General features: G+C 46.8%; 20 protein-coding genes. 14 read left to right on the forward strand and 6 right to left on the reverse strand.

The window, feature by feature from the left end; translation table 11 throughout:
- Positions 1–4 precede the first annotated feature (4 nt).
- Complete coding sequence (gene cysD, locus CRG49_RS01825; RefSeq protein ID WP_095501677.1) at positions 5–919, reverse strand: sulfate adenylyltransferase subunit CysD; 915 nt, start codon at positions 917–919, stop codon at positions 5–7.
- 361 nt (positions 920–1,280) lie between these two features.
- Between cysD and CRG49_RS01835 the strand changes: the two genes are divergently transcribed.
- Together CRG49_RS01835 and CRG49_RS01840 are read left to right on the forward strand one after the other, a co-directional pair.
- Positions 1,281–1,559 carry a type II toxin-antitoxin system RelE/ParE family toxin gene (locus CRG49_RS01835; protein ID WP_095501676.1) on the forward strand — a complete coding sequence of 93 codons (279 nt, stop codon included), beginning with the start codon at positions 1,281–1,283 and terminating at the stop codon, positions 1,557–1,559.
- Between the two features lie 28 nt (positions 1,560–1,587).
- A complete protein-coding gene (locus CRG49_RS01840) occupies positions 1,588–1,884 on the forward strand; it encodes a HigA family addiction module antitoxin (RefSeq protein WP_095501675.1) in 297 nt (98 codons plus the stop codon).
- 249 nt (positions 1,885–2,133) lie between these two features.
- On the opposite strand, the gene CRG49_RS01845 is transcribed toward CRG49_RS01840, so the two are convergent.
- The 3 genes from CRG49_RS01845 to hpnD form a co-directional block, all read right to left on the reverse strand.
- Complete coding sequence (locus tag CRG49_RS01845; protein ID WP_095501674.1) at positions 2,134–2,853, reverse strand: SDR family oxidoreductase; 720 nt, start codon at positions 2,851–2,853, stop codon at positions 2,134–2,136.
- 124 nt (positions 2,854–2,977) lie between these two features.
- A complete protein-coding gene (gene hpnE / locus CRG49_RS01850; RefSeq protein ID WP_095501673.1) occupies positions 2,978–4,303 on the reverse strand; it encodes a hydroxysqualene dehydroxylase HpnE in 1,326 nt (441 codons plus the stop codon).
- 427 nt (positions 4,304–4,730) lie between these two features.
- Entirely contained in the window at positions 4,731–5,579 is an 849-nt protein-coding gene (gene hpnD / locus CRG49_RS01855; protein WP_095501672.1) for a presqualene diphosphate synthase HpnD, read from the reverse strand.
- Between the two features lie 228 nt (positions 5,580–5,807).
- On the opposite strand from hpnD, the gene hscA reads away from it, so the two are divergent.
- From hscA to metE, 8 genes are all read left to right on the forward strand, one after another.
- Positions 5,808–7,670: a Fe-S protein assembly chaperone HscA gene (gene hscA / locus CRG49_RS01860; RefSeq protein WP_095501671.1), complete on the forward strand. Its 1,863-nt coding sequence runs from the start codon at positions 5,808–5,810 to the stop codon at positions 7,668–7,670.
- 53 nt (positions 7,671–7,723) lie between these two features.
- Entirely contained in the window at positions 7,724–8,161 is a 438-nt protein-coding gene (locus tag CRG49_RS01865) for a tetratricopeptide repeat protein (RefSeq protein WP_095501670.1), read from the forward strand.
- Positions 8,162–8,197: 36 nt separating this feature from the next.
- Positions 8,198–8,581, forward strand: coding sequence for a TIGR02328 family protein (locus tag CRG49_RS01870; RefSeq protein WP_095501669.1), 384 nt, complete (start codon positions 8,198–8,200; stop codon positions 8,579–8,581).
- A gap of 19 nt (positions 8,582–8,600) precedes the next feature.
- Entirely contained in the window at positions 8,601–8,942 is a 342-nt protein-coding gene (fdx, locus tag CRG49_RS01875) for an ISC system 2Fe-2S type ferredoxin (RefSeq protein ID WP_095501668.1), read from the forward strand.
- A 203-nt stretch (positions 8,943–9,145) separates the two neighbouring features.
- Positions 9,146–9,340: a Fe-S cluster assembly protein IscX gene (gene iscX, locus CRG49_RS01880; protein WP_095501667.1), complete on the forward strand. Its 195-nt coding sequence runs from the start codon at positions 9,146–9,148 to the stop codon at positions 9,338–9,340.
- Positions 9,340–9,678, forward strand: a complete 339-nt coding sequence (locus tag CRG49_RS01885; protein WP_095501666.1) for a hypothetical protein — start codon at positions 9,340–9,342, stop codon at positions 9,676–9,678. The genes iscX and CRG49_RS01885 overlap by 1 nt, the downstream gene beginning before the upstream one ends.
- 538 nt (positions 9,679–10,216) lie before the next feature.
- Entirely contained in the window at positions 10,217–11,110 is an 894-nt protein-coding gene (gene metF / locus CRG49_RS01890; protein ID WP_095501665.1) for a methylenetetrahydrofolate reductase, read from the forward strand.
- A gap of 60 nt (positions 11,111–11,170) precedes the next feature.
- Entirely contained in the window at positions 11,171–13,444 is a 2,274-nt protein-coding gene (metE, locus tag CRG49_RS01895) for a 5-methyltetrahydropteroyltriglutamate--homocysteine S-methyltransferase (protein WP_095501664.1), read from the forward strand.
- Positions 13,445–13,527: 83 nt separating this feature from the next.
- On the opposite strand, the gene CRG49_RS01900 is transcribed toward metE, so the two are convergent.
- Positions 13,528–13,791: a helix-turn-helix domain-containing protein gene (locus CRG49_RS01900; protein WP_095501701.1), complete on the reverse strand. Its 264-nt coding sequence runs from the start codon at positions 13,789–13,791 to the stop codon at positions 13,528–13,530.
- A 73-nt stretch (positions 13,792–13,864) separates the two neighbouring features.
- On the opposite strand from CRG49_RS01900, the gene dndC reads away from it, so the two are divergent.
- From dndC to CRG49_RS01920, 4 genes are read left to right on the forward strand one after another with little or no spacing between them, the layout of a single operon-like run.
- Complete coding sequence (dndC, locus tag CRG49_RS01905) at positions 13,865–14,983, forward strand: DNA phosphorothioation system sulfurtransferase DndC (protein ID WP_095501663.1); 1,119 nt, start codon at positions 13,865–13,867, stop codon at positions 14,981–14,983.
- Positions 14,980–15,198 (forward strand): DNA modification system-associated small protein, encoded by a 219-nt coding sequence (locus CRG49_RS01910; protein ID WP_095501662.1) that lies wholly within the window; start codon positions 14,980–14,982, stop codon positions 15,196–15,198. The genes dndC and CRG49_RS01910 overlap by 4 nt, the downstream gene beginning before the upstream one ends.
- Before the next feature lie 3 nt (positions 15,199–15,201).
- Positions 15,202–17,247, forward strand: coding sequence for an AAA family ATPase (locus tag CRG49_RS01915; RefSeq protein WP_095501661.1), 2,046 nt, complete (start codon positions 15,202–15,204; stop codon positions 17,245–17,247).
- Between the two features lie 30 nt (positions 17,248–17,277).
- Complete coding sequence (locus CRG49_RS01920; RefSeq protein WP_095501660.1) at positions 17,278–18,849, forward strand: FtsK/SpoIIIE domain-containing protein; 1,572 nt, start codon at positions 17,278–17,280, stop codon at positions 18,847–18,849.
- Between the two features lie 207 nt (positions 18,850–19,056).
- On the opposite strand, the gene CRG49_RS01925 is transcribed toward CRG49_RS01920, so the two are convergent.
- Positions 19,057–19,305, reverse strand: a complete 249-nt coding sequence (locus CRG49_RS01925) for a hypothetical protein (protein ID WP_097784572.1) — start codon at positions 19,303–19,305, stop codon at positions 19,057–19,059.
- Between the last annotated feature and the right edge of the window lie 113 nt (positions 19,306–19,418).

Genomic DNA, 19,418 nt, shown 5'->3' on the forward strand with positions numbered 1-19,418 from the left:
AAAATTAGAAATAGCCTGCTTTCTTGCGCTCTTCCATTGCGGCTTCGGAAACGCGGTCGTCCATGCGGGTGGCGCTGCGTTCGGAGATGGTGGCGGAAGCGGTTTCGGCGATGATGTCTTCCGGTGTGGCGGCGGTGCTGGCCACAGGTGCGGTGCAGGAAATGTCGCCGACAGTGCGGAAGCGTACGTCACGAATCACCGATACATCGCCGTCACGTTTCGGCGTGAGTGGAGTTACCGGAATCAGCAGGCCGTCGCGCTCGACCACTTCGCGTTTGTGGGTGTAGTAGATCGGCGGCAGGGTGAGTTTTTCGCGGGCGATGTATTGCCAGATGTCGAGTTCCGTCCAGTTGGAAATCGGGAATACGCGCATGTTTTCGCCTTGGAACAGACGGGTATTGTAAAGCGACCACAATTCAGGGCGCTGATTTTTCGGATCCCATTGGCCGAATTCGTCGCGGAACGAGAAAATCCGCTCTTTTGCACGCGCTTTTTCTTCGTCGCGACGCGCACCGCCCATCAGCGCATCAAAGCCTTGTTCTTCAATGGTTTCCACCAAAGTAATCGCTTGCGCGGCGTTGCGTGAATCGGTTTCGCGGCGCAACACGACGGTGCCTTTGCGGATGGATTCTTCCACACTGCCTACTACCAACTGCACACCCGTACGCGCTACGGTTTCATCGCGAAACTGAATCACTTCGGGATAATTGTGGCCGGTATCGACGTGCAGCAGTTTGAACGGCAATTTCAGCGGACGGCCTTCGATTTGAAACGCCTTAACCGCCAGCGACAGCAACACAACAGAATCCTTGCCGCCGGAAAACAGCAATGCCGGATTCTTCGCTTCGGCGATGACTTCGCGGATGATGTGGATGGATTCGGCTTCAAGCCAATCGAGGTGGTGGTTTTGAATAGACATGCGGTTTCTCTTTTGTGGAATGCTCGATAGCGCATACTTTAAACAGGCCGTCTGAAAAAGGGAAAGAATGGTTTGTTTGATAGAAAGATGATTTTGTTATATTGCTGAGAGCGTCTGAATAATATTGTTCAGACGGCCTGAGACCTTTGCAAAACCCCCATCTTTGGCACATTTTTTCGTTATGCGCTGCTCGAAAGCTTGCCTATCTAATTGATATGTCTGCGCTTTCTGCGCTGCTATAACTTCGAACTGTACTCAAATCTGGGGTTTTTCAAAGGTCTCAGCCTTTAATCATTCATAACGCTTGACGATATTAACGCATAACGTTATGATAATTCAAAACGCAAAATAAGGAACCAGCATGATTTTAGATTTTGCGTGCAAAGAAACGGAAATGCTGTTTGCAGGCAAAAGGGTGAAGCGTTTCGTCAATATCGAGAGGGTGGCAATTCGAAAGCTACAGCAGCTTCACGCCGCTACCGATTTAAACTTTCTGCGTATTCCGCCCGCCAATCATTTGGAAGCCCTGAGTGGCGATCGTGAAGGGCAACACAGCATACGCATCAATGCACAATGGCGGATATGTTTTGTTTGGCGCAACGGGCATGTCTCGCAAGTAGAAATCGTGGATTATCATTAATCTGCGGATGAAAAGGTTAGGAGCCATTATGAAACGAGAAATTCCTTTATCTCATCCCGGTGAAATTTTACTGGAAGACTGGCTGATTCCGCTGGGCATCAGTCAATATGCGCTGGCCAAAGCCATTGACGTGCCGCCGCGCCGAATCAATGAAATCGTACACGGCAAACGTGCCATCACGCCCGATACTGCGCTGCGCTTGGCCGCTTTTTTCGGCACGGATGCACAAAGCTGGCTGAATCTGCAAAGCCATTACGATGCCGAAATGGTGCGCGAGCAAATTCAAGACAGCTTAATGCGCATTGCGCCTTTGGCATTGGCTTAAACACAAAAAGGCCGAGACCTTTGCAAAACTCGTCAATTTTCAGAAATCTTTAAACCGTCATTCCCGCGTAAGCGGGAATCCAGAACATAAAATTACTGAAATAATTAAATATTCCTGAAAACTATCAATCTGGATTCCCGCTTACGCGGGAATGACGGGCATAGTTTTCTTGGTTCAAATTGAGTTTTGCAAAGGTCTCAGGCCGTCTGAAAACATGATTTTTCAGACGGCCTTTGTTCAAACCGAATCTTACAAATAAACAATCTCGCCCGTGCGGCCTTTGCTTTCTTCGCTCGTCCACCAAACGAATTGCGGCAACACGTCTTCATAGGTTTTGCGTTCGCTTTGCGATTCGCCGGGGTGGGATTTGATGCGTTGCGGCGAGTTAATCGCACCCGGTACCAAGATATTGGCGCGCAGGTTAGGGAAGCGTTCCCATTCGTCGGCGATGACTTTGCCTAAGTAATTGAGCGCGGCTTTGGATGCGCCGAAGCCGCCCCAGTAGGCTTGTGGGGTTTCTCCGTGGCTTTCGCTGACGAACACCACCGAAGCGTCCGGCGATTCTTTCAATAATGGCGAAAAGGCGCGGGTCAAGCCCATCGGGGCGATGGTATTGATGCGAAATTGCTTAATCCAGTCGGGCACGGTTTGGAAATCCAAGGGTGACAGGGCATTGAAATAGCTGGCGCAATGCACGATGCCGTCTAGCTTGCCTTGGGTAGCTTCGGCCACGGTGGCGGCCAATTGGTCGAATTCTTTGTCTTCGGCGGTCAAGAGGTCAAAGCAGATGGCGTAAGGCTCGGCGTGGCCGGCTTCGACAATCGCGTCGTACACTTTTTCCAAACGCTTTTGGTGGCGCGCAATCAGAATCACGGTCGCGCCGGCGGCGGCATACGCCTTGGCCACTTGTTCGCCCAAGCCTTGTGATGCGCCGGTGACGATGATGGTTTTGTTTTGTAATGTTGACATGAAGAATCCTCGGTGTTCGGCTAGGCCGTCTGAAAAACGTTCAGAAGGCCTTTTAAAGAATATTAACAGTGTATTGCACTTTGCTAACCTTTACAACTGGCTTGATTCGCCTGTTTGCCACACGCTATGGCTGAATCCGCGTTTGCCAATCATGCCAACACAAATCCGCCGCCGCTACACCCGATTGCACCGCCGCTTCCAGCGTGGCCGGATAGCGCGGGTGCAGGTAGTCGCCGCAAGGATAAATGCCGCGGTGATGCAGCCACGCAAAATCGGGGAGAGGGCGGTTGACTTTCGATGCGATGGTGGCGCGTTTTTCCGTAATCACACGGCTGGCCACCGGTTCGCCGACATCAGGGCAAACGCGTTTCACATCGGCATGCACTTTAGCCGCCCATTCATCCGCTTTCACCGCGTCAATATGGTCGGATACGCTCACCACGGCGGCGACTTCCTGCGGCGGCAAACCGAGCGCACCGCGTGCAATCAGCCATTGCGCCGTGCCTTCGGCAAAACCCGTCATCGGCGCTGGCAGGTTCACCGCTTGCGCATAACGCAGATACACCGTGGTAATCGCGCGGTATTCTATATTCTGATAGGCCGTCTGAATGTAATCCGGCGTTTCAGACGGCATTAAGGCTGCAGCATGATACGGCGCAACGGCCAAAATCACCGCATCAAATGCTTCACCATTAACCTGCACTTGGCCACTGGGCAGGTTTTCCAAAGGCGGCACGCGCGTTTCCAAGCGGATGGTCGCGCCATGATTGCGCAGATAAGCCAGCGCCGGATTGGCCATAATGTTGCCCAAATCCGTTTTCGGCAACAGATAATCGCTGCCTGCCTTATTTGCCCGCACGCCGTCTGAAAGCACGTTACACAAAATATTCAAACTCGCCTGCTCCAGCGGCGTATTGAGCGCGCCCCACACCAGCGGCTGCCAAAATTGCGCAATCAATTTGCGCGGCGTGTCGCGCTCATTCAGCCACGCAGCAATCGGCGTATCCGGCAAATTTCGGCGATGACGGCCTTGCAACGCATGCATATCGCCTAACAATTTAAATTTGTGCGCCCAAGAAATCTGCTTGCCGCCTAACAAACCCAGCAACACATGCCAAGGTGCAGGCAATGCGGCTGTCTGAAAGCGCAAACCGTCGTGCAGATACCATTGCAACGGCAGCCGCACAAACGCATCCTGTTCGCGCACACCGATTTGCTTCATCAAAGCCAACACGCCGTGATACGCGCCAATCATGATGTGCTGGCCATTGTCTAAAAATGAAAACCCGCCCTTGTCGCCACCAAACGAACGCGCCCGCCCGCCCGCCAGCTTGCCTGCCTCAAATAGTGTCACATCTGCACGGTGAACCAGTTTTACCGCTGCCGACAAACCGGCCCATCCGGCACCGATAACAGCAATTTTGGGTTTGGATTGTTGATTAGGGAACATGGCTTTTCTTTTTTGGGTTGGGGTTAAGGGAGGGTTCAGACGGCATTAAAGCTCATCCTTTATAGCTTGTTCATAACACGATCAATCAAATAAACTAATGACATGATAGCAACACTGATGAGGTTGATTTCTAGCAAGATGACGATTAACTCTATAAATTTGAAATCTAAGCTTGGTTTAAAAAGGTACCGACAAAAAATAATAAGAACATTATTGTTCCCAATAAAATCCCTTTGAATACGGCATTAATATATTTTTTCTGTGAAAAATCATATTGGCGAAAGAAAGAACTTAAAATATCTTCTAGAATACAATTCATTTTTCATTCCTTTATGATAAGACCTTTTATTCAAGATTTTGAATGTTGTCGAAAAAGGTTTATTCAAAAGCCGTCATCTAATCTTTCCTAAATATTTGAAAAACAAACTCAAACCCTAAACCCAAACACCCAAGTCTTCAGCGCAATCCGTTTCTTTCTCGGTGAAGGAATGGCGATTTTGTATTTCAACACGTTCTGCGCGCCGTCGCGTTCGATTTCATTTAATAAAGCATAGTAAATCGCGGCCATGACCAAGCCGACTTTTTGGTTTTTTTTGTCGGCATCAGGCAGCAGGGTAAGCGCTTGGCGGTAGGTGTCGCGGGCGCGTTGGATTTGGAAGGTCATCATGTCGCCGAATTCGGGTGTGGCTTGGTATTGCATAATCACGGCGGCGGGCACGTTGAAGCGTTGCAGGTCTTCCATCGGCAGGTAAATGCGGCCGTTGCGGGCATCTTCGCCGACATCGCGGATGATGTTGGTTAATTGCAGCGCCAAGCCCATTTTGTCGGCGTAATCAAGGGTTTGGGGATTAGTGAAGCCTAAAATGCGGGCAATCAGGCAGCCGACCACGCCGGCGGCGCGGCGGCAATAGAGTTTGAGTTCGTCAAACGTGGTGTAGCGGGCTTGATCCAAATCCATCTGCATGCCGTCGATGAGTTCGACAAATTCGCTTTGCGGTAGATTAAAGCTGCGGGCAACGGGCTGTAGGGCTTGGTTGACGGGGTGTTCAGGCAGGCTGTCTGAAAAGGAGCGTGCCAAATCGATGCGCCACCAATTGAGCGTGGTTTGGGCGATATTTTTGTCGCTGCAATCATCGACCACGTCGTCGAGTTCGCGGCAAAAGGCGTATAACACCGTCATCGCATCGCGCTGGTGTTCGGGCAAGAATTTGAAGCCCGATAAAAAGCTGGAACCGCTTTCGGCGGCTTTTTGGCGGCAGTATTCGATGGGTTGCACGGCGTGTCCTGTGAGTTGGTATGGTTATGGTGATGGATTGTATAGCGATTTGGAGCTGAACTAAAGGCCGTCTGAAAAAATTGTGTTTTTCAGACGGCCTTTGATATGTTGCAGGGCTAAATAGCCCATTGAGATTGGCTATTATTCCCGACTAAACCACTCAACTATCGCCGTTAAATCTGTTAGAATATGGCCGATGACACCATAAAACCAAAAGGCACACCAACCATGGCACTTTTGCAAATTTCCGAACCCGGCATGTCTGCCGCACCACATCAACACCGTTTAGCCGTTGGCATCGATCTCGGCACCACCAACAGCTTGGTCGCCACCGTGCGCAGCGGCAGTGCAGTCTGCTTGTCTGACGAACGCGGTCGCAAAACTTTTCCTTCTGTCGTACGCTATTGCGAAGACGGTCGCGTGGAAGTTGGCGCGGATGCCTTGAAAGCGCAAAAAATCGATCCGCTCAATACCATCAGTTCGGCCAAACGCTTAATCGGCCGCACTTTGGCCGACTTATCAAAAGAAACGCACTACCTGCCTTACCGCTTCGGCAACAACGAACGCGTGATTGAATTGAACACGCGGCAGGGCGCGAAAACGCCGATTGAAGTGTCGGCGGAAATCTTAAAAGCCTTGAAAGCGCGCGCCGAAGAGAGTTTGGGTGGCGATTTGGTGGGCGCGGTGATTACTGTGCCGGCGTATTTTGATGATGCGCAACGCCAAGCAACTAAAGATGCGGCGCGTTTGGCCGGATTGAATGTGTTGCGTCTGCTCAACGAGCCGACCGCGGCGGCGATTGCCTACGGTTTGGACAACGGCTCGGAAGGCACGTTTGTGGTGTACGATTTGGGCGGCGGCACGTTTGACGTGTCGGTGTTGCAATTGACCAAAGGTTTGTTCCAAGTGAAGGCTACGGGCGGCAATTCTGCACTGGGCGGCGATGATTTCGACCATCGTTTGTTCTGCCATATTTTGGAGCGCGCCGATTTGTCGAAACTCAACGAGCAAGACAGCCAATTATTGCTGGCCTTGACCCGCGAAGCCAAAGAAACCTTAACCACTGAAACCAGCGCGACCGTGCAGGCTACGCTTTCAGACGGCCACAAGGTTGATGTAACCATCACGCGCCAAGAGTTTCATCAATTAACGCAGCATTTGGTGCAAAAAACCATTGATCCGGTGAAGCAGGCGTTAAAAGATGCGGGCGTGACCAAGGCCGATATCAAAGGCGTGATTATGGTGGGCGGCTCGACCCGTATGTTGCACGTTCAACAAGCGGTGGCGACTTTCTTCGGACAAACGCCTTTAAATAACCTGAATCCCGATGAAGTGGTGGCGCTGGGCGCGGCGGTGCAGGCCAATGTGTTGGCCGGTAATAAAACCGAGGGCGAATGGCTGCTGCTTGATGTGACACCTTTGTCGCTCGGCTTGGAAACCTACGGTGGCTTAGCGGAAAAAATCATTCCGCGCAACAGCACCTTACCGGTGGCGCGTGCGCAAGAGTTCACTACATTTAAAGACGGCCAAACCGCCATGACGATTCATGTGGTGCAGGGCGAACGTGAATTGGTATCCGATTGCCGCAGCTTGGCCAAATTCACCTTGCGCGGCATTCCGCCGATGGTGGCCGGTGCGGCGCGGATTCGGGTAACGTTCCAAGTGGATGCCGATGGTTTGCTGTCGGTATCGGCGCAAGAGCAAACCACCGGCGTGAGCGCGCAAATCGAAGTGAAACCGTCTTACGGTTTGGACGACGACACCATCACGCAAATGTTGAAAGAAGGCATGAGCAATGCTGCCGACGATAAAGCCGCGCGCGCACGCGCCGAAGCGACGGTTGAAGCCGAAAGCCTGATGGACGCCATCAAAGCCGCGCTGGAACTCGACAGCGATTTGCTCGAAGCGGAAGAATTGGCCAAAATCGAAGCCGACATCACTGCTTTGCAAGGCCGTGTAGAAAATGGCAGTGCCGATGATATTCGCGCCGCTGTGACGGCGTTGAGCCACAGCACCGATGGTTTCGCCGCCAAGCGCATGAACCGCAACATCCAGCGCGCGTTGATGGGGCAGAGCGTAGATAATATTTAAGCAGTTTCAGACGGCCTTTTTCAATTAAGGCCGTCTGAAAAAAGAAAGTCGATATGGAATCATTAAATCAAGATTTATACCAACAAATCAGCGCGTTGTGCGATCAAGGCGATGATTTGGCGGATGAAGGCCAGTTTAACGAAGCAGTTAAGCAATATAAGGAAGCATGGAAGCTATTGCCCGAACCAAAATCGCAATGGGAAGCGGCAACGTGGATTTTGGCCGCGATGGGCGACACGCATTTTTTAAACGGCAAATACCGCCAAGCCGTTAAAGATTTGACCGAAGCCTTGGCCTATATCAATGCGCTGGATAATCCGTTTATCTATCTGCGCTTGGGGCAAAGCCAGTTTGAATTGGGCGAAGAAAAAGCTGCGCTCGAAGCCTTACAGACGGCCTATGAATTGGGCGATGAAGAATTGTGGGACGGTGAAGACGAAAAATACCTGCAATTTTTGGCGGCCAAAGTTGACGGCATTGTGATTCCTTAATATTCAGGCCGTCTGAAAAAATAATGAAAGAAAATCATGCGCTTGCGGCACGAATCTTTGATTAGCCAATTGCCGCGCCAGCAGCTTTTGGGACAACACCGCGAATGTGCCGCCTTGCGCGGGGCAGGCTGGGCGCGGCCGCATGCGACGGTGGATTATGTGTTTACCCATCCGCCGTATAAGCTTTTTCAGTATCATGTGCTGATTATGCAGGAAATGCACCGGCGCGGTTATCGGCCTGATGAAGCGTGGTTCGACCCGCTGTATCGCGGTAAAACCGAGCCGCCTTATACCGAGCAAACGCCATTACCTGCCGACTACCCGATTTACCCCGAGCATGATGCGGATTATCTGCAAGAGTGTTTGGACAATTTAAAGCAAAAAGGCATCGTGTTACACATGCCCGACACAAACCATTGACATCAACGAGAACATAAAAATGCCAAAAATTACCGTATTACCACACGCAACATTGTGCCCTGAAGGCGCGGTCATCGAGAATGCGCCGGAAGGCAAAACCGTATTGGACGTTTTGTTGGATTACGACATCGAAGTGGATCACGCCTGTGAAAAATCATGCGCCTGCACCACTTGCCACGTGATTATCCGCAAAGGTTTCGACAGCTTGGAAGAGCCGACCGAAATCGAAGAAGACTTGCTCGACCAAGCATGGGGCTTGGAAGCCGATTCACGTTTGAGCTGCCAAGCAGTGGTGGCCGATGAAGATTTGGTGGTGGAAATTCCGAAATACACCATCAACCATGCGCGTGAAGATCATTAATGAACAAGTTGGAGCCGTTGCACAAGCAGATTGAAGTTAAAGTAAAAACTGTGCGTGTGTGAACATCTTGGAATAAGGCTTAAATTTGAAAAGTATAGGGTAAAGAAATATACTCAAGATGCTTTTATTGGTAACCTGGTATGCTGTATGGATAAAGCGCTTTGATAAACATCCAAGTCGCTACACATCGAAAGGACACATTCATGAAATGGACTGATACCCAACGCATCGCCGAAGAATTGTATGACACACACGGCGACATCGATCCGAAAACCATCCGATTCACCCACTTGCGCGAATTGATTATGGCGCTGCCGGAATTTGACGACGATCCGGCGCGTTGTGGTGAGCGTATTCTCGAAGCCGTGCAACAGGCTTGGATTGAAGAAGCTGAATAATGGATTTGCCGCTGGGACGGTATGTCCGCGCCGCGCATGGTTTGGGCGACGTGGCCGTGATTACCAAAGAAGACACGCTGTCTGAAAAGCTTTCAGACGGCGTGTTGGATGAAACGATGTACCGTTTTGTCGATGGAGCGGTGTTGCGCTACCGCGTGGAGCAAGACGAAGGTAATTTCGATATCGAGCCCGAGGCGGCTGCTTGTTTGCCGTGTGAAATCAGCTATCAGGTGTTGAAGCATCCGGAGCATGGTCGCATCACACCTGAGCGTAAGCGCTTTACCGATTCTTGTCGCCATTTGTTTTGGTTGAAAATGCAGAAGCAGGATAAAGATTGAAAAGCGATCGAGATCTTTGTAAAACTCGTAAATTTTTAGAAATCTTTAGGCCGTCATTCCCGCGCAGGCGGGAATCCAGAACGTCAAATTTCTGAAATAGTTCAGCATTCCTGAAACCGATAATTCTGGATTCCCGCCTGCGCGGGAATGACGACCCTTATTTTCTTGGTTCAAATTGAGTTTTGAAAAACTAAGAGGCCGTCTGAAAGTATTCACTTTCAGACGGCCTTTTTATTTTTGATGAACGAAATTCATATTTAAGTGGATATGTGCTGAGCATTCCGCGTTCGATTGTGTGCATTAAGCATGAATCTTTTGAAAATGCCGTCTGAAAAAGAAAACACTCTTTTTCAGACGGCATTTTTAATATTTATCTGAATTAAAAAAGGATTATGAAAATCTGATAAAAATACAAATTTACTTTATTATTAAAAAAATTCATGATTAATTGGAAAATTTTGAAATTGACTCATGATAAAGAAAAAAATAAGATAGCGTTAACAGAAAACACAGCACCATTGCACAAGAGGTAAAAGCCATGAGTTACGCAAAAGAAATTAATGCACTAAACAACAGTTTGTGTGATTTAAAAGGCGATATCAACGTATCGTTTGAATTTTTCCCACCGAAAAACGAGCAAATGGAAACCATGCTGTGGGATTCGATTCATCGCCTGAAAAACCTGCATCCTAAGTTTGTTTCGGTGACTTATGGCGCCAATTCGGGCGAGCGCGACCGCACACACGGCATCGTCAAAAACATCAAGCAGCAAACCGGTTTGGATGCTGCACCGCATTTGACCGGCATCGATGCTTCGCCTGAAGAGTTGAAACAAATTGCGCAAGATTATTGGGACAGTGGTATCCGCCGCATTGTGGCGCTGCGTGGTGATGAGCCGGCAGGTTATGCGAAAAAGCCGTTTTATGCTGAAGACTTAGTCAAAGTGTTGCGTTCGGTGGCCGATTTCGATATTTCCGTGGCCGCTTATCCGGAAGTGCACCCCGAAGCCAAATCGGCGCAGGCGGATTTGATTAATTTAAAACGCAAAATCGATGCCGGTGCCAATCATGTGATTACCCAGTTTTTCTTTGATGTCGAAAGCTATCTGCGCTTCCGAGACCGCTGCGTCACGGTTGGCATTGATGCCGAAATTGTGCCGGGCATTTTGCCGGTAACCAATTTCAAGCAATTGGGCAAGATGGCGCAAGTGACCAATGTGAAGATTCCGAACTGGCTGGCGCGTATGTACGACGGTTTGGACGACGATCAAGGCACACGCAATTTGGTGGCGGCGAGCATTGCCATCGATATGGTCAAAGTATTGTCGCGTGAAGGCGTGAAAGATTTCCACTTTTATACGCTCAACCGCAGCGAATTGACTTATGCGATTTGTCACACTTTGGGTGTACGCCCATTGCCGCAAGCCGCTTAAATATTGAATAAGCTTTTATTTTTGAATCAATAACGAACATTTTTAATCAGGAGAGAGCACATGGCTACATTACATTTTTCAGGTTTCCCGCGCGTTGGCGCATTCCGTGAATTGAAATTTGCGCAAGAAAAATACTGGCGCAAAGAAGTGAGCGAACAAGAGCTGCTGGACGTGGCAAAGGGTTTGCGTGAGAAAAACTGGAAACACCAAGCCGAAGCCGATGCGGATTTTGTGGCGGTGGCCGATTTCACTTTTTACGACCACATTTTGGATTTGCAAGTGGCTACCGGCTCGATTCCGGCGCGTTTTGGTTTCGACAGCCAAAACCTGACTTTGGAACAATATTTCCAATTGGCGCGCGGTAATAAAGATCAGTTTGCCATCGAAATGACCAAATGGTTCGACACCAACTACCACTATTTGGTGCCTGAATTCCACGCCGATACCGAATTCAAAGCCAATGCCGCGCACTATGTTCGACAATTGAAAGAAGCGCAAGCCTTGGGCTATAAAGCCAAACCGACCATCGTCGGCCCGCTGACTTACCTGTGGATCGGTAAAGAAAAAGGCGCAACCGAATTCGACCGCTTGAGCCTGTTGCCAAAATTATTGCCGGTTTATGTTGAAATCCTGACCGAATTGGCTGCTGCCGGTGCCGAATGGATTCAAATCGACGAGCCTGCATTGGCGGTTGACCTGCCGCAAGCGTGGTTGGATGCTTACCAAGATGTTTACGCAACTTTAAGCCAAGTCAATGCCAAAATCTTGCTGAGCACTTATTTCGGCTCGGTTGCAGAACACGCAGGCCGTCTGAAAGCCTTGCCTGTGGCCGGTTTGCACATTGATTTGGTGCGCGCGCCCGAGCAATTGGATGCATTTGCCGATTACGACAAAGTATTGTCTGTCGGTGTGATTGACGGCCGCAATATTTGGCGCGTCAATTTGAACAACGTATTGGCCACACTTGAGTCGTTGAAAGCCAAATTGGGCGACCGCTTGTGGATTTCCAGCTCATGCTCGCTGCTGCACACGCCATATGATTTGTCGGTAGAAGAAAAGCTGAAAGCCAACAAACCTGCCTTGTTCTCATGGTTGGCTTTCACCTTGCAGAAAACCCAAGAATTACGCGTGTTGAAAACCGCATTGAACCAAGGCCGCGAAGCCGTTGCCGCCGAATTGGCCGACAGCCAAGCCGCTGCCGATTCACGCGCCAACAGTACCGAAATCCACCGCGCCGAAGTGGCCAAACGTTTGGCCGATTTGCCGGCCGATGCCGATCAACGCAAATCACCGTTTGCCGAGCGCATTAAAGCGCAACAAGCGTGGCTGAACCTGCCGTTGCTGCCGACCACCAATATCGGTTCGTTCCCGCAAACCATTGAAATCCGCCAAGCGCGTGCCGCGTTCAAAAAAGGCGAATTGTCTGCCGCTGATTACGAAGCCGCGATGAAAAAAGAAATCGCCTTGGTGATTGAAGAGCAAGAAAAACTCAATTTGGATGTGTTGGTACACGGCGAAGCCGAGCGTAACGACATGGTGGAATATTTCGGCGAATTGCTGGAAGGCTTTGCCTTTACCCAATACGGCTGGGTGCAAAGCTACGGCTCACGCTGCGTAAAACCACCGGTGATTTACGGCGATGTCAGCCGCCCGAACGCCATGACTGTGGCTTGGTCAACCTACGCCCAAACCCTGACCAAACGCCCGATGAAAGGCATGTTGACCGGTCCGGTAACGATTCTGCAATGGTCATTTGTGCGCAACGATATTCCGCGCAGCACCGTGTGCAAACAAATCGCCTTGGCCTTAAATGACGAAGTATTGGATTTGGAAAAAGCCGGTATTAAAGTGATTCAAATCGACGAACCGGCCATCCGCGAAGGCCTGCCGTTGAAACGTGCCGATTGGGATGCCTACTTGGCTTGGGCAAGCGAAGCTTTCCGCCTGTCGTCAACCGGTTGCGAAGACAGTACCCAAATCCACACCCATATGTGTTACTCAGAATTTAACGACATCCTGCCGGCCATCGCCAGCATGGACGCGGACGTGATTACCATCGAAACCTCACGTTCCGACATGGAATTGTTGACCGCATTCGGCGAATTCAAATACCCGAACGACATCGGCCCGGGCGTATACGACATCCACAGCCCGCGCGTGCCGACCGAAGGCGAAATCGAACACCTGCTGCGCAAAGCCATCGAAGTCGTACCGGTAGAACGCCTGTGGGTCAACCCAGACTGCGGCTTGAAAACCCGCGGCTGGAAAGAAACCATCGAGCAGTTGGAGGTGATGATGAACGTTACCGAGAAACTGCGCAAAGAATTGGCTTGATTTTGAGTTGATTTGAATTGAGTGATAAAGGCCGTCTGAAAGAGGAAATCTTTCAGACGGCATTTTTGTTGTATCAATATTTTCTACCATTTTTGTGGCCTGGTTCGATGAATTATTTCTTCTATTACTTTCAAGGAATCTAATTCTAAACCTTCGCAATAAACCAAAAACTCAAACAAATCTAAGCGGCGGTCTCCAGTTTCAACTTTGCCAATAAAAGAATGTACAACATCAAGCCGTTCGGCTAATGCTCTTTGGGATAAGCCAAGCTCAATGCGTCGTGCAGTTAGCATTTGTCGTAAATACAAATGCTCAGTTGAATAAATAGAGAGGCGCAGGTTTTTCATTGCACCGATTTTAGGTACAATGTTATTTGCACCTGTTTTAGGTGCAAATAACATTTAATCTTAAAAGTAGTTTATGAACGCCATCCCTATTTATACAGAAACACCATTTGACAATATTCGTGAACAAATTATTGAAGAATATTTGAGTTTGCAGCAGTCCTATCCTTGGATTGTGACATTTTCAGGCGGTAAAGACAGTACTTTAGTGGCGCATTTGGTTTTTGAGGCTTTGCTTGCTTTGCCTGCCAGTATGCGTAAGCGGGAGGTATTTTTTGTATCCAATGACACATTAGTGGAAAGCCCATTGGTTGTGCAGCATATGCGCGGTGAACTTAATAAAATTTTAAAAGCCGCTAAGATTTTCAAATTGCCGGTTAGTGGTGAGGTTACTACACCAAAATTACAAGAGACATTCTGGACGCTGTTAATTGGTAAAGGTTATCCATCGCCTAATCGCAGTATGCGGTGGTGTACTGACCGTTTAAAAATTCAGCCAACCAGTAAATTTATTTTGGATAAAGTTGCCGAGAATGGTGCAGCCATCATTATTTTAGGTGTACGCAAAGATGAATCCTCTACTCGTAAAGCGAGCATTGAAAGTCACCAAAACCTTACTGATTCTAATCTTACGCCGCATGGTAGTTTGCCCAACGCCTTTGTATATCGCCCAATTGTTGATTTAAGCACTGACGATGTATGGGAGTTTTTAGCAAGCAACAATCCACCGTGGGGTGGTTCACATTCTGCATTGGTCAAACTTTACCGTGAAGCTGCGGGGGGCGAATGTCCAATTGTATTGTCACAGGAAGAAGCGCCTGGTTGTGGTACTAATTCCAGCCGTTTTGGCTGTTGGACATGCACAGTCGTGAATAAAGATAGAAGCTTACAAGGTTTTGTTGATGTGGGAAAAACTGAGTATCAGCCGCTAATTAATTTTAGAGATTGGTTGGTAGAAATCCGTAATAAGCCTGAATACCGCCAAGTCGAGCGGCGCAACGGCACCATCACGATTAAAGATGGTAAGCATATTCCAGGACCGTTTACCGTCGAAGCGAGACAAATGATTTTAGCGAAGTTGTTGGAAATTCAAGCAGTTTACGGGCAGCAATTGATTACGCAGGAAGAAGTCGATTTGATTAAACAGATTTGGGCGGAAGATTTGATTCAATCTCATACAAGGAAAAAAGCATGAACAGGAAAATCGAAGAAAAAGTAGCTGATTTACTACTCTGGAGTGATGAAGCGGCCAAAAAGCTCATGATTGAAATTGCTGAAGAACATGGTGTATCCATTGAAGCATTGGCAGAACTAGTAGCATGGGAGCGCGACCAACAAGAGCGAATTCGCAGACGTGGTATGACAGAAATGTTTGATGAAATTTTTGATAACAAAAACTACTGGAAATAAATTATGTGGATACATTCAATCCGGTTACGGAATTTTAAGTCTTACGATAATGCTGTTTTTCATTTTCCCGAGCCAAAGGATGAGAGAAATATTGTCTTAATTGGTGCTCAAAATGGTCATGGTAAAACCACGCTTTTAGAAGCAGTTTATCTTTGTTTATACGATAAAGATGCGATTAGTCATCTCCAACGAGCTGGTCTCAAAGGTAAAGAAAAAAGTTATGTTGAGTTTCTGCAATCTGCCCTGCATCATCAAGCAGAAATGAAATATGGCCGCAGTGAAATGGTATTAGAACTGGAAATTTGTCAGCACTATCAAGGACAAGAATACGGGTTACGTATCAAAAGAAAATGGTATTTCGATGTTGACGGAAAATACAAACCTACTGATAGTTCAATGATCATCGAATTAGCTAAAAATGGCTATTATGAATTGATTGATGAAGATATGGCAGGAAAATATCTTAATGCATTCGCTTTACCTATTGATTATGCACCTTTTTTCTTTTTTGATGGGGAGAAAATCGTTAAAACGGCAGAAGGAAGTGGTGCGGGGGTTTGGCTTAACCAGGCTCTGAAAGGTTTATTAGGTGTTACTTTATTGGAGAAGTTGCGTGTTAGCTTGAGAGATTATTGTACTAAAAATATTTCTCAAAACAGTAGTAATAAAATGCAGGAAGAATTAGCAAATGCAGAACGTAAGTTAAGCCACGCTGAAGCCCATTTGGATGTGTTTAACGAAGAATTATCTGATGCAAACGCACAATGGCAGCATTGGACAGAAAAACGAGATAGTTTAATGCAACAGCTTGGTGGTGGTAGTGATATACGTTCATCTCAAGATTTAATGGCTCAACGTGAGAAACTAGACAAAGAAATGGCTGAATTCCAAAGCCATATCAAAGCTGCTATTAAAGCCATGCCGCTGGCGTTTTTACCTAGAGGCCGCTTGAACGATTTGCAGAAACAATTAGAGTATGAGAAAAATCGTTTAAACCATGAAGCAGGAAAAAACCAAATTGCCGAAAAAGTTGATGATTTTTGGAATACGTTTGTTGGTAGTGAAAAAGTAAATCAGGCATTAGGGCAAATGGCTGGTGTGATTTTCAGTCAGCCATTACTGAAAGAGGCTGTAGAAGATTGTTGGGAACAATTGTTTTATCCGTTACCTGAAAACTGTGCCGATAAAATCGAACATAATTATCTTTCCGTTAATGCCCATGCTGAAATTCAAAATGAAATCGCTCGTTTGAGTGGTATGCCGCAGGGTGAGATTGGTAAATTGCTTGAAGAAAATGCAAAAAAAGAAGCTGAACGAAAGCATATTATTGCTGAAATAGAAAATTTGAAAGGAACCAACAACGATGAATTGGTTGAACAACTGAAAGAGGCTAATCAGGAAGCCGATAAATATAAAGAACGTACAGGCCATCTGAAAAGTAATTTGATTCAACATGAAAAAACTAAAGAACGCTGTCTTAAAGAAGTTTCTGATTTACAAAATAAAATTAGTGAAAGTAATCCTCAGTTAATTAAATCCCGTCGTGCTGGTGAGATGGATAAAGTAATTGTACGCTTAACAGAGGAATTATTGAAAAAGAAAGTTGAAGCAGTTGGTGAAGCTGCTACACGGATTAACCGTTCGATTGCGCATGATGAACGTATAGACCGCATACGCATTGAAGCAAGTGGAAAAATGGGTTTATTTGGCCGAGACGGATACGAATCACGTGTAGATTTATCAGCAGGACAAATGCAGATTCTCATTATGTCGTTGGTATCAGCATTGGCAGAGGTCACACGCTATCAGGCACCGTTTATCATTGATACTCCGTTAGCTCGTTTGGATGAAGGTCATCGTGAAGGCTTATTTAAGCATTGGAGCAGTTTAAATCAGCAAGTTATTTTATTGTCGCAGGATACAGAAATCACGCCTGAGGTTTATCATCGTTTAGAGCCGCATATCAGTCGTACTTATTTAGTGGAAGCTGAATCTTTGGCAAGTGCCGGCGCGCGTTCGCAGGTTACTGCTGACGTTTATTTTGAATAATCAGCTATCTGAGATATACAGGGAAACATCATGTACCGATTAGAACATACTGATAAAAAGTGGGATACCGACTTTTTTCATACTTTGATGAGTGAAAAGCGAATTATTTCCAGCGAAGAAGCAAAAAAAATTCGTGTTAAGCTCAATGAGGCAGGTGCACTTCCAGCCTTTGATGGCCATTACGATTGGGCAATGTTGTGTATAGGTTATTGTTTTGTTAAGGGCTTCACTGATACTCCAAATAAACTTATTCCAGCACCAAATGCTAAGGGTACGGAGATTGCTTCTTTTCAAACCTGTTTTCAGGATTATTCAAGGCTATGGTTGGTTATGCTAAGTGAGGCATTATTTAGATTGAATCCTGATAAAGATTTAAGTAAAGAAGATTTGTATATATTTATCCATTCGTTATGGCATACAGGAGCAGTGGAGCTGGAACATTTTTGGGAGGGATGTAAGCGCTTTAAGCCTGATGATGAATTAGCAGCTAGACAAATCTTCTTAAATGAGTTAGCTGATTTAGCTGTGAAAAATGCAGGTTTAGGAAAACAAAAAATAGTTTCAGATTACCAAGAAGGAGAGAAAATACCATTCGAGAACCAAGAACAACGCCTGCGTAGTGCATTCATACGCCAAAATATTAGTATCGCAGATTTGAAATTCCATCACGCAGGGGCACGTTATGATATTTATCGTTTGCGTTTGAGCAAATATGCTGATTTAGATAGATATCACCAAGGCTTGTGCTCAGAATTAGGTGTGAAAGAGAGCGCTTTACATATTGTGCCATGTTACAACAATGAAAGTCATGCTTATGATGTGAAGCTGCTACGTGACGAGAATACATGGCATAAATTAGGCGCAGAAAAATTTGCAGAGGCCCTACAAAGTTATAATAAAGATTATATATTGCCTGTGTGTGTAGGAATAGATGAATACGGCAAAGCTCATTTTAAAGATTTGGCTTCTGCACCGCATCTGCTTATTGGTGGTACTACTGGCTCGGGAAAATCTGTATTTGTGCGTACACTATTACGCAGCTTATTTGATTTATGTAAAGGTCAGGACAAGATGGAAGTGGCGATCCTTGATCCAAAAAAAGTTGATTATCGGATATTTGAAAATGAAGAAGATCTTTATGAGGAGCGGATTCTAGATAACTATGATGAAATGTACCAATTTCTTCTTGAAAGTGTAGAAGAATCTGAAAAGCGCTATTTACTTATGAGCCAACATCGAGTTGAAAAAATTGCCCAACTTCCTGAACATATCCGTCCACGTTATCGTGTGATTGTAGTGGATGAGCTAGCTAATTTACTCAAATATCATAATGGAATTGAAAAGCAACTAATGATGTTGGCTGAAAAAGCAAGGGCTTCTGGAATACATTTAATTTTGAGTACCCAGCGTCCTGATGCAAAAATATTAGATGGTACACTGCGTAGTAATTTACCGGCAAGGATTGCACTAAGTGTGCAAAAGTCTACTGAATCTAAGATTATCTTAGATGAAACGGGTGCTGAACTTTTACTTGGTAAAGGTGATCATTTAGTTAAATGGGATAATGGTACTCCGTTTTTTCTGCATGGATTTGATGTGTAGGTTTAAATAGAAAAAAGTCGTCTGAAAAATATTTTTCAGACGGCTTTTTCTATGCACATCTGTAAGTCGCCAACACCTTTTGCACGAATTTTTGGCAGCTTTTGCACTTTTTGAAAATATAAATCCTACCACCTTTTGCACATGATTAAAGCCCATTTAAATTATTTTTAAATGGGCTTTAATCAATCCAGCTCTTATGAAATAGCATTACTCTTTAGGGCTGTGATTGCGCTCACGCTCTTGGTTGTATGCGCCTCGGCAATGGTTGGCCTGCCAGAAAAACAGTTTATTAATTACGGCCATTGCCATTAACCAGCTTTTGGCAGAATCTGGTTTGATGGCATTACGGTAAACGCGCGCAGATAGTGTCTCATCAGGATAACCGCCTAGGAGAGTATTGATGAATTGATCAAAACCAATAGCCGTGAAACGGATGTAATGGATAACTTTAGCCATCAAGTAGCCTCCGGCGGCGCGGTGAACTCAATCTTGATTTTATCGAGCGCATCAACCGTTTTGGCCGCCCCAATCTTGCTTTGCAAGGCTTGACGTTGCCCTGCCACATGGGC

It is taken from the genome of Neisseria sp. N95_16 (assembly GCF_002551535.2).
GTDB classification, from domain to species: domain Bacteria; phylum Pseudomonadota; class Gammaproteobacteria; order Burkholderiales; family Neisseriaceae; genus Neisseria; species Neisseria brasiliensis.

Coding starts and splice junctions, on each gene's coding strand:
- cysD (WP_095501677.1), bottom strand. CDS start 919: ATGTCTATTCAAAACCACCACCTCGATTGGCTTGAAGCCGAATCCATC.
- CRG49_RS01835 (WP_095501676.1), top strand. CDS start 1,281: ATGATTTTAGATTTTGCGTGCAAAGAAACGGAAATGCTGTTTGCAGGC.
- CRG49_RS01840 (WP_095501675.1), top strand. CDS start 1,588: ATGAAACGAGAAATTCCTTTATCTCATCCCGGTGAAATTTTACTGGAA.
- CRG49_RS01845 (WP_095501674.1), bottom strand. CDS start 2,853: ATGTCAACATTACAAAACAAAACCATCATCGTCACCGGCGCATCACAA.
- hpnE (WP_095501673.1), bottom strand. CDS start 4,303: ATGTTCCCTAATCAACAATCCAAACCCAAAATTGCTGTTATCGGTGCC.
- hscA (WP_095501671.1), top strand. CDS start 5,808: ATGGCACTTTTGCAAATTTCCGAACCCGGCATGTCTGCCGCACCACAT.
- CRG49_RS01865 (WP_095501670.1), top strand. CDS start 7,724: ATGGAATCATTAAATCAAGATTTATACCAACAAATCAGCGCGTTGTGC.
- CRG49_RS01870 (WP_095501669.1), top strand. CDS start 8,198: ATGCGCTTGCGGCACGAATCTTTGATTAGCCAATTGCCGCGCCAGCAG.
- fdx (WP_095501668.1), top strand. CDS start 8,601: ATGCCAAAAATTACCGTATTACCACACGCAACATTGTGCCCTGAAGGC.
- iscX (WP_095501667.1), top strand. CDS start 9,146: ATGAAATGGACTGATACCCAACGCATCGCCGAAGAATTGTATGACACA.
- CRG49_RS01885 (WP_095501666.1), top strand. CDS start 9,340: ATGGATTTGCCGCTGGGACGGTATGTCCGCGCCGCGCATGGTTTGGGC.
- metF (WP_095501665.1), top strand. CDS start 10,217: ATGAGTTACGCAAAAGAAATTAATGCACTAAACAACAGTTTGTGTGAT.
- metE (WP_095501664.1), top strand. CDS start 11,171: ATGGCTACATTACATTTTTCAGGTTTCCCGCGCGTTGGCGCATTCCGT.
- CRG49_RS01900 (WP_095501701.1), bottom strand. CDS start 13,791: ATGAAAAACCTGCGCCTCTCTATTTATTCAACTGAGCATTTGTATTTA.
- dndC (WP_095501663.1), top strand. CDS start 13,865: ATGAACGCCATCCCTATTTATACAGAAACACCATTTGACAATATTCGT.
- CRG49_RS01910 (WP_095501662.1), top strand. CDS start 14,980: ATGAACAGGAAAATCGAAGAAAAAGTAGCTGATTTACTACTCTGGAGT.
- CRG49_RS01915 (WP_095501661.1), top strand. CDS start 15,202: ATGTGGATACATTCAATCCGGTTACGGAATTTTAAGTCTTACGATAAT.
- CRG49_RS01920 (WP_095501660.1), top strand. CDS start 17,278: ATGTACCGATTAGAACATACTGATAAAAAGTGGGATACCGACTTTTTT.
- CRG49_RS01925 (WP_097784572.1), bottom strand. CDS start 19,305: ATGGCTAAAGTTATCCATTACATCCGTTTCACGGCTATTGGTTTTGAT.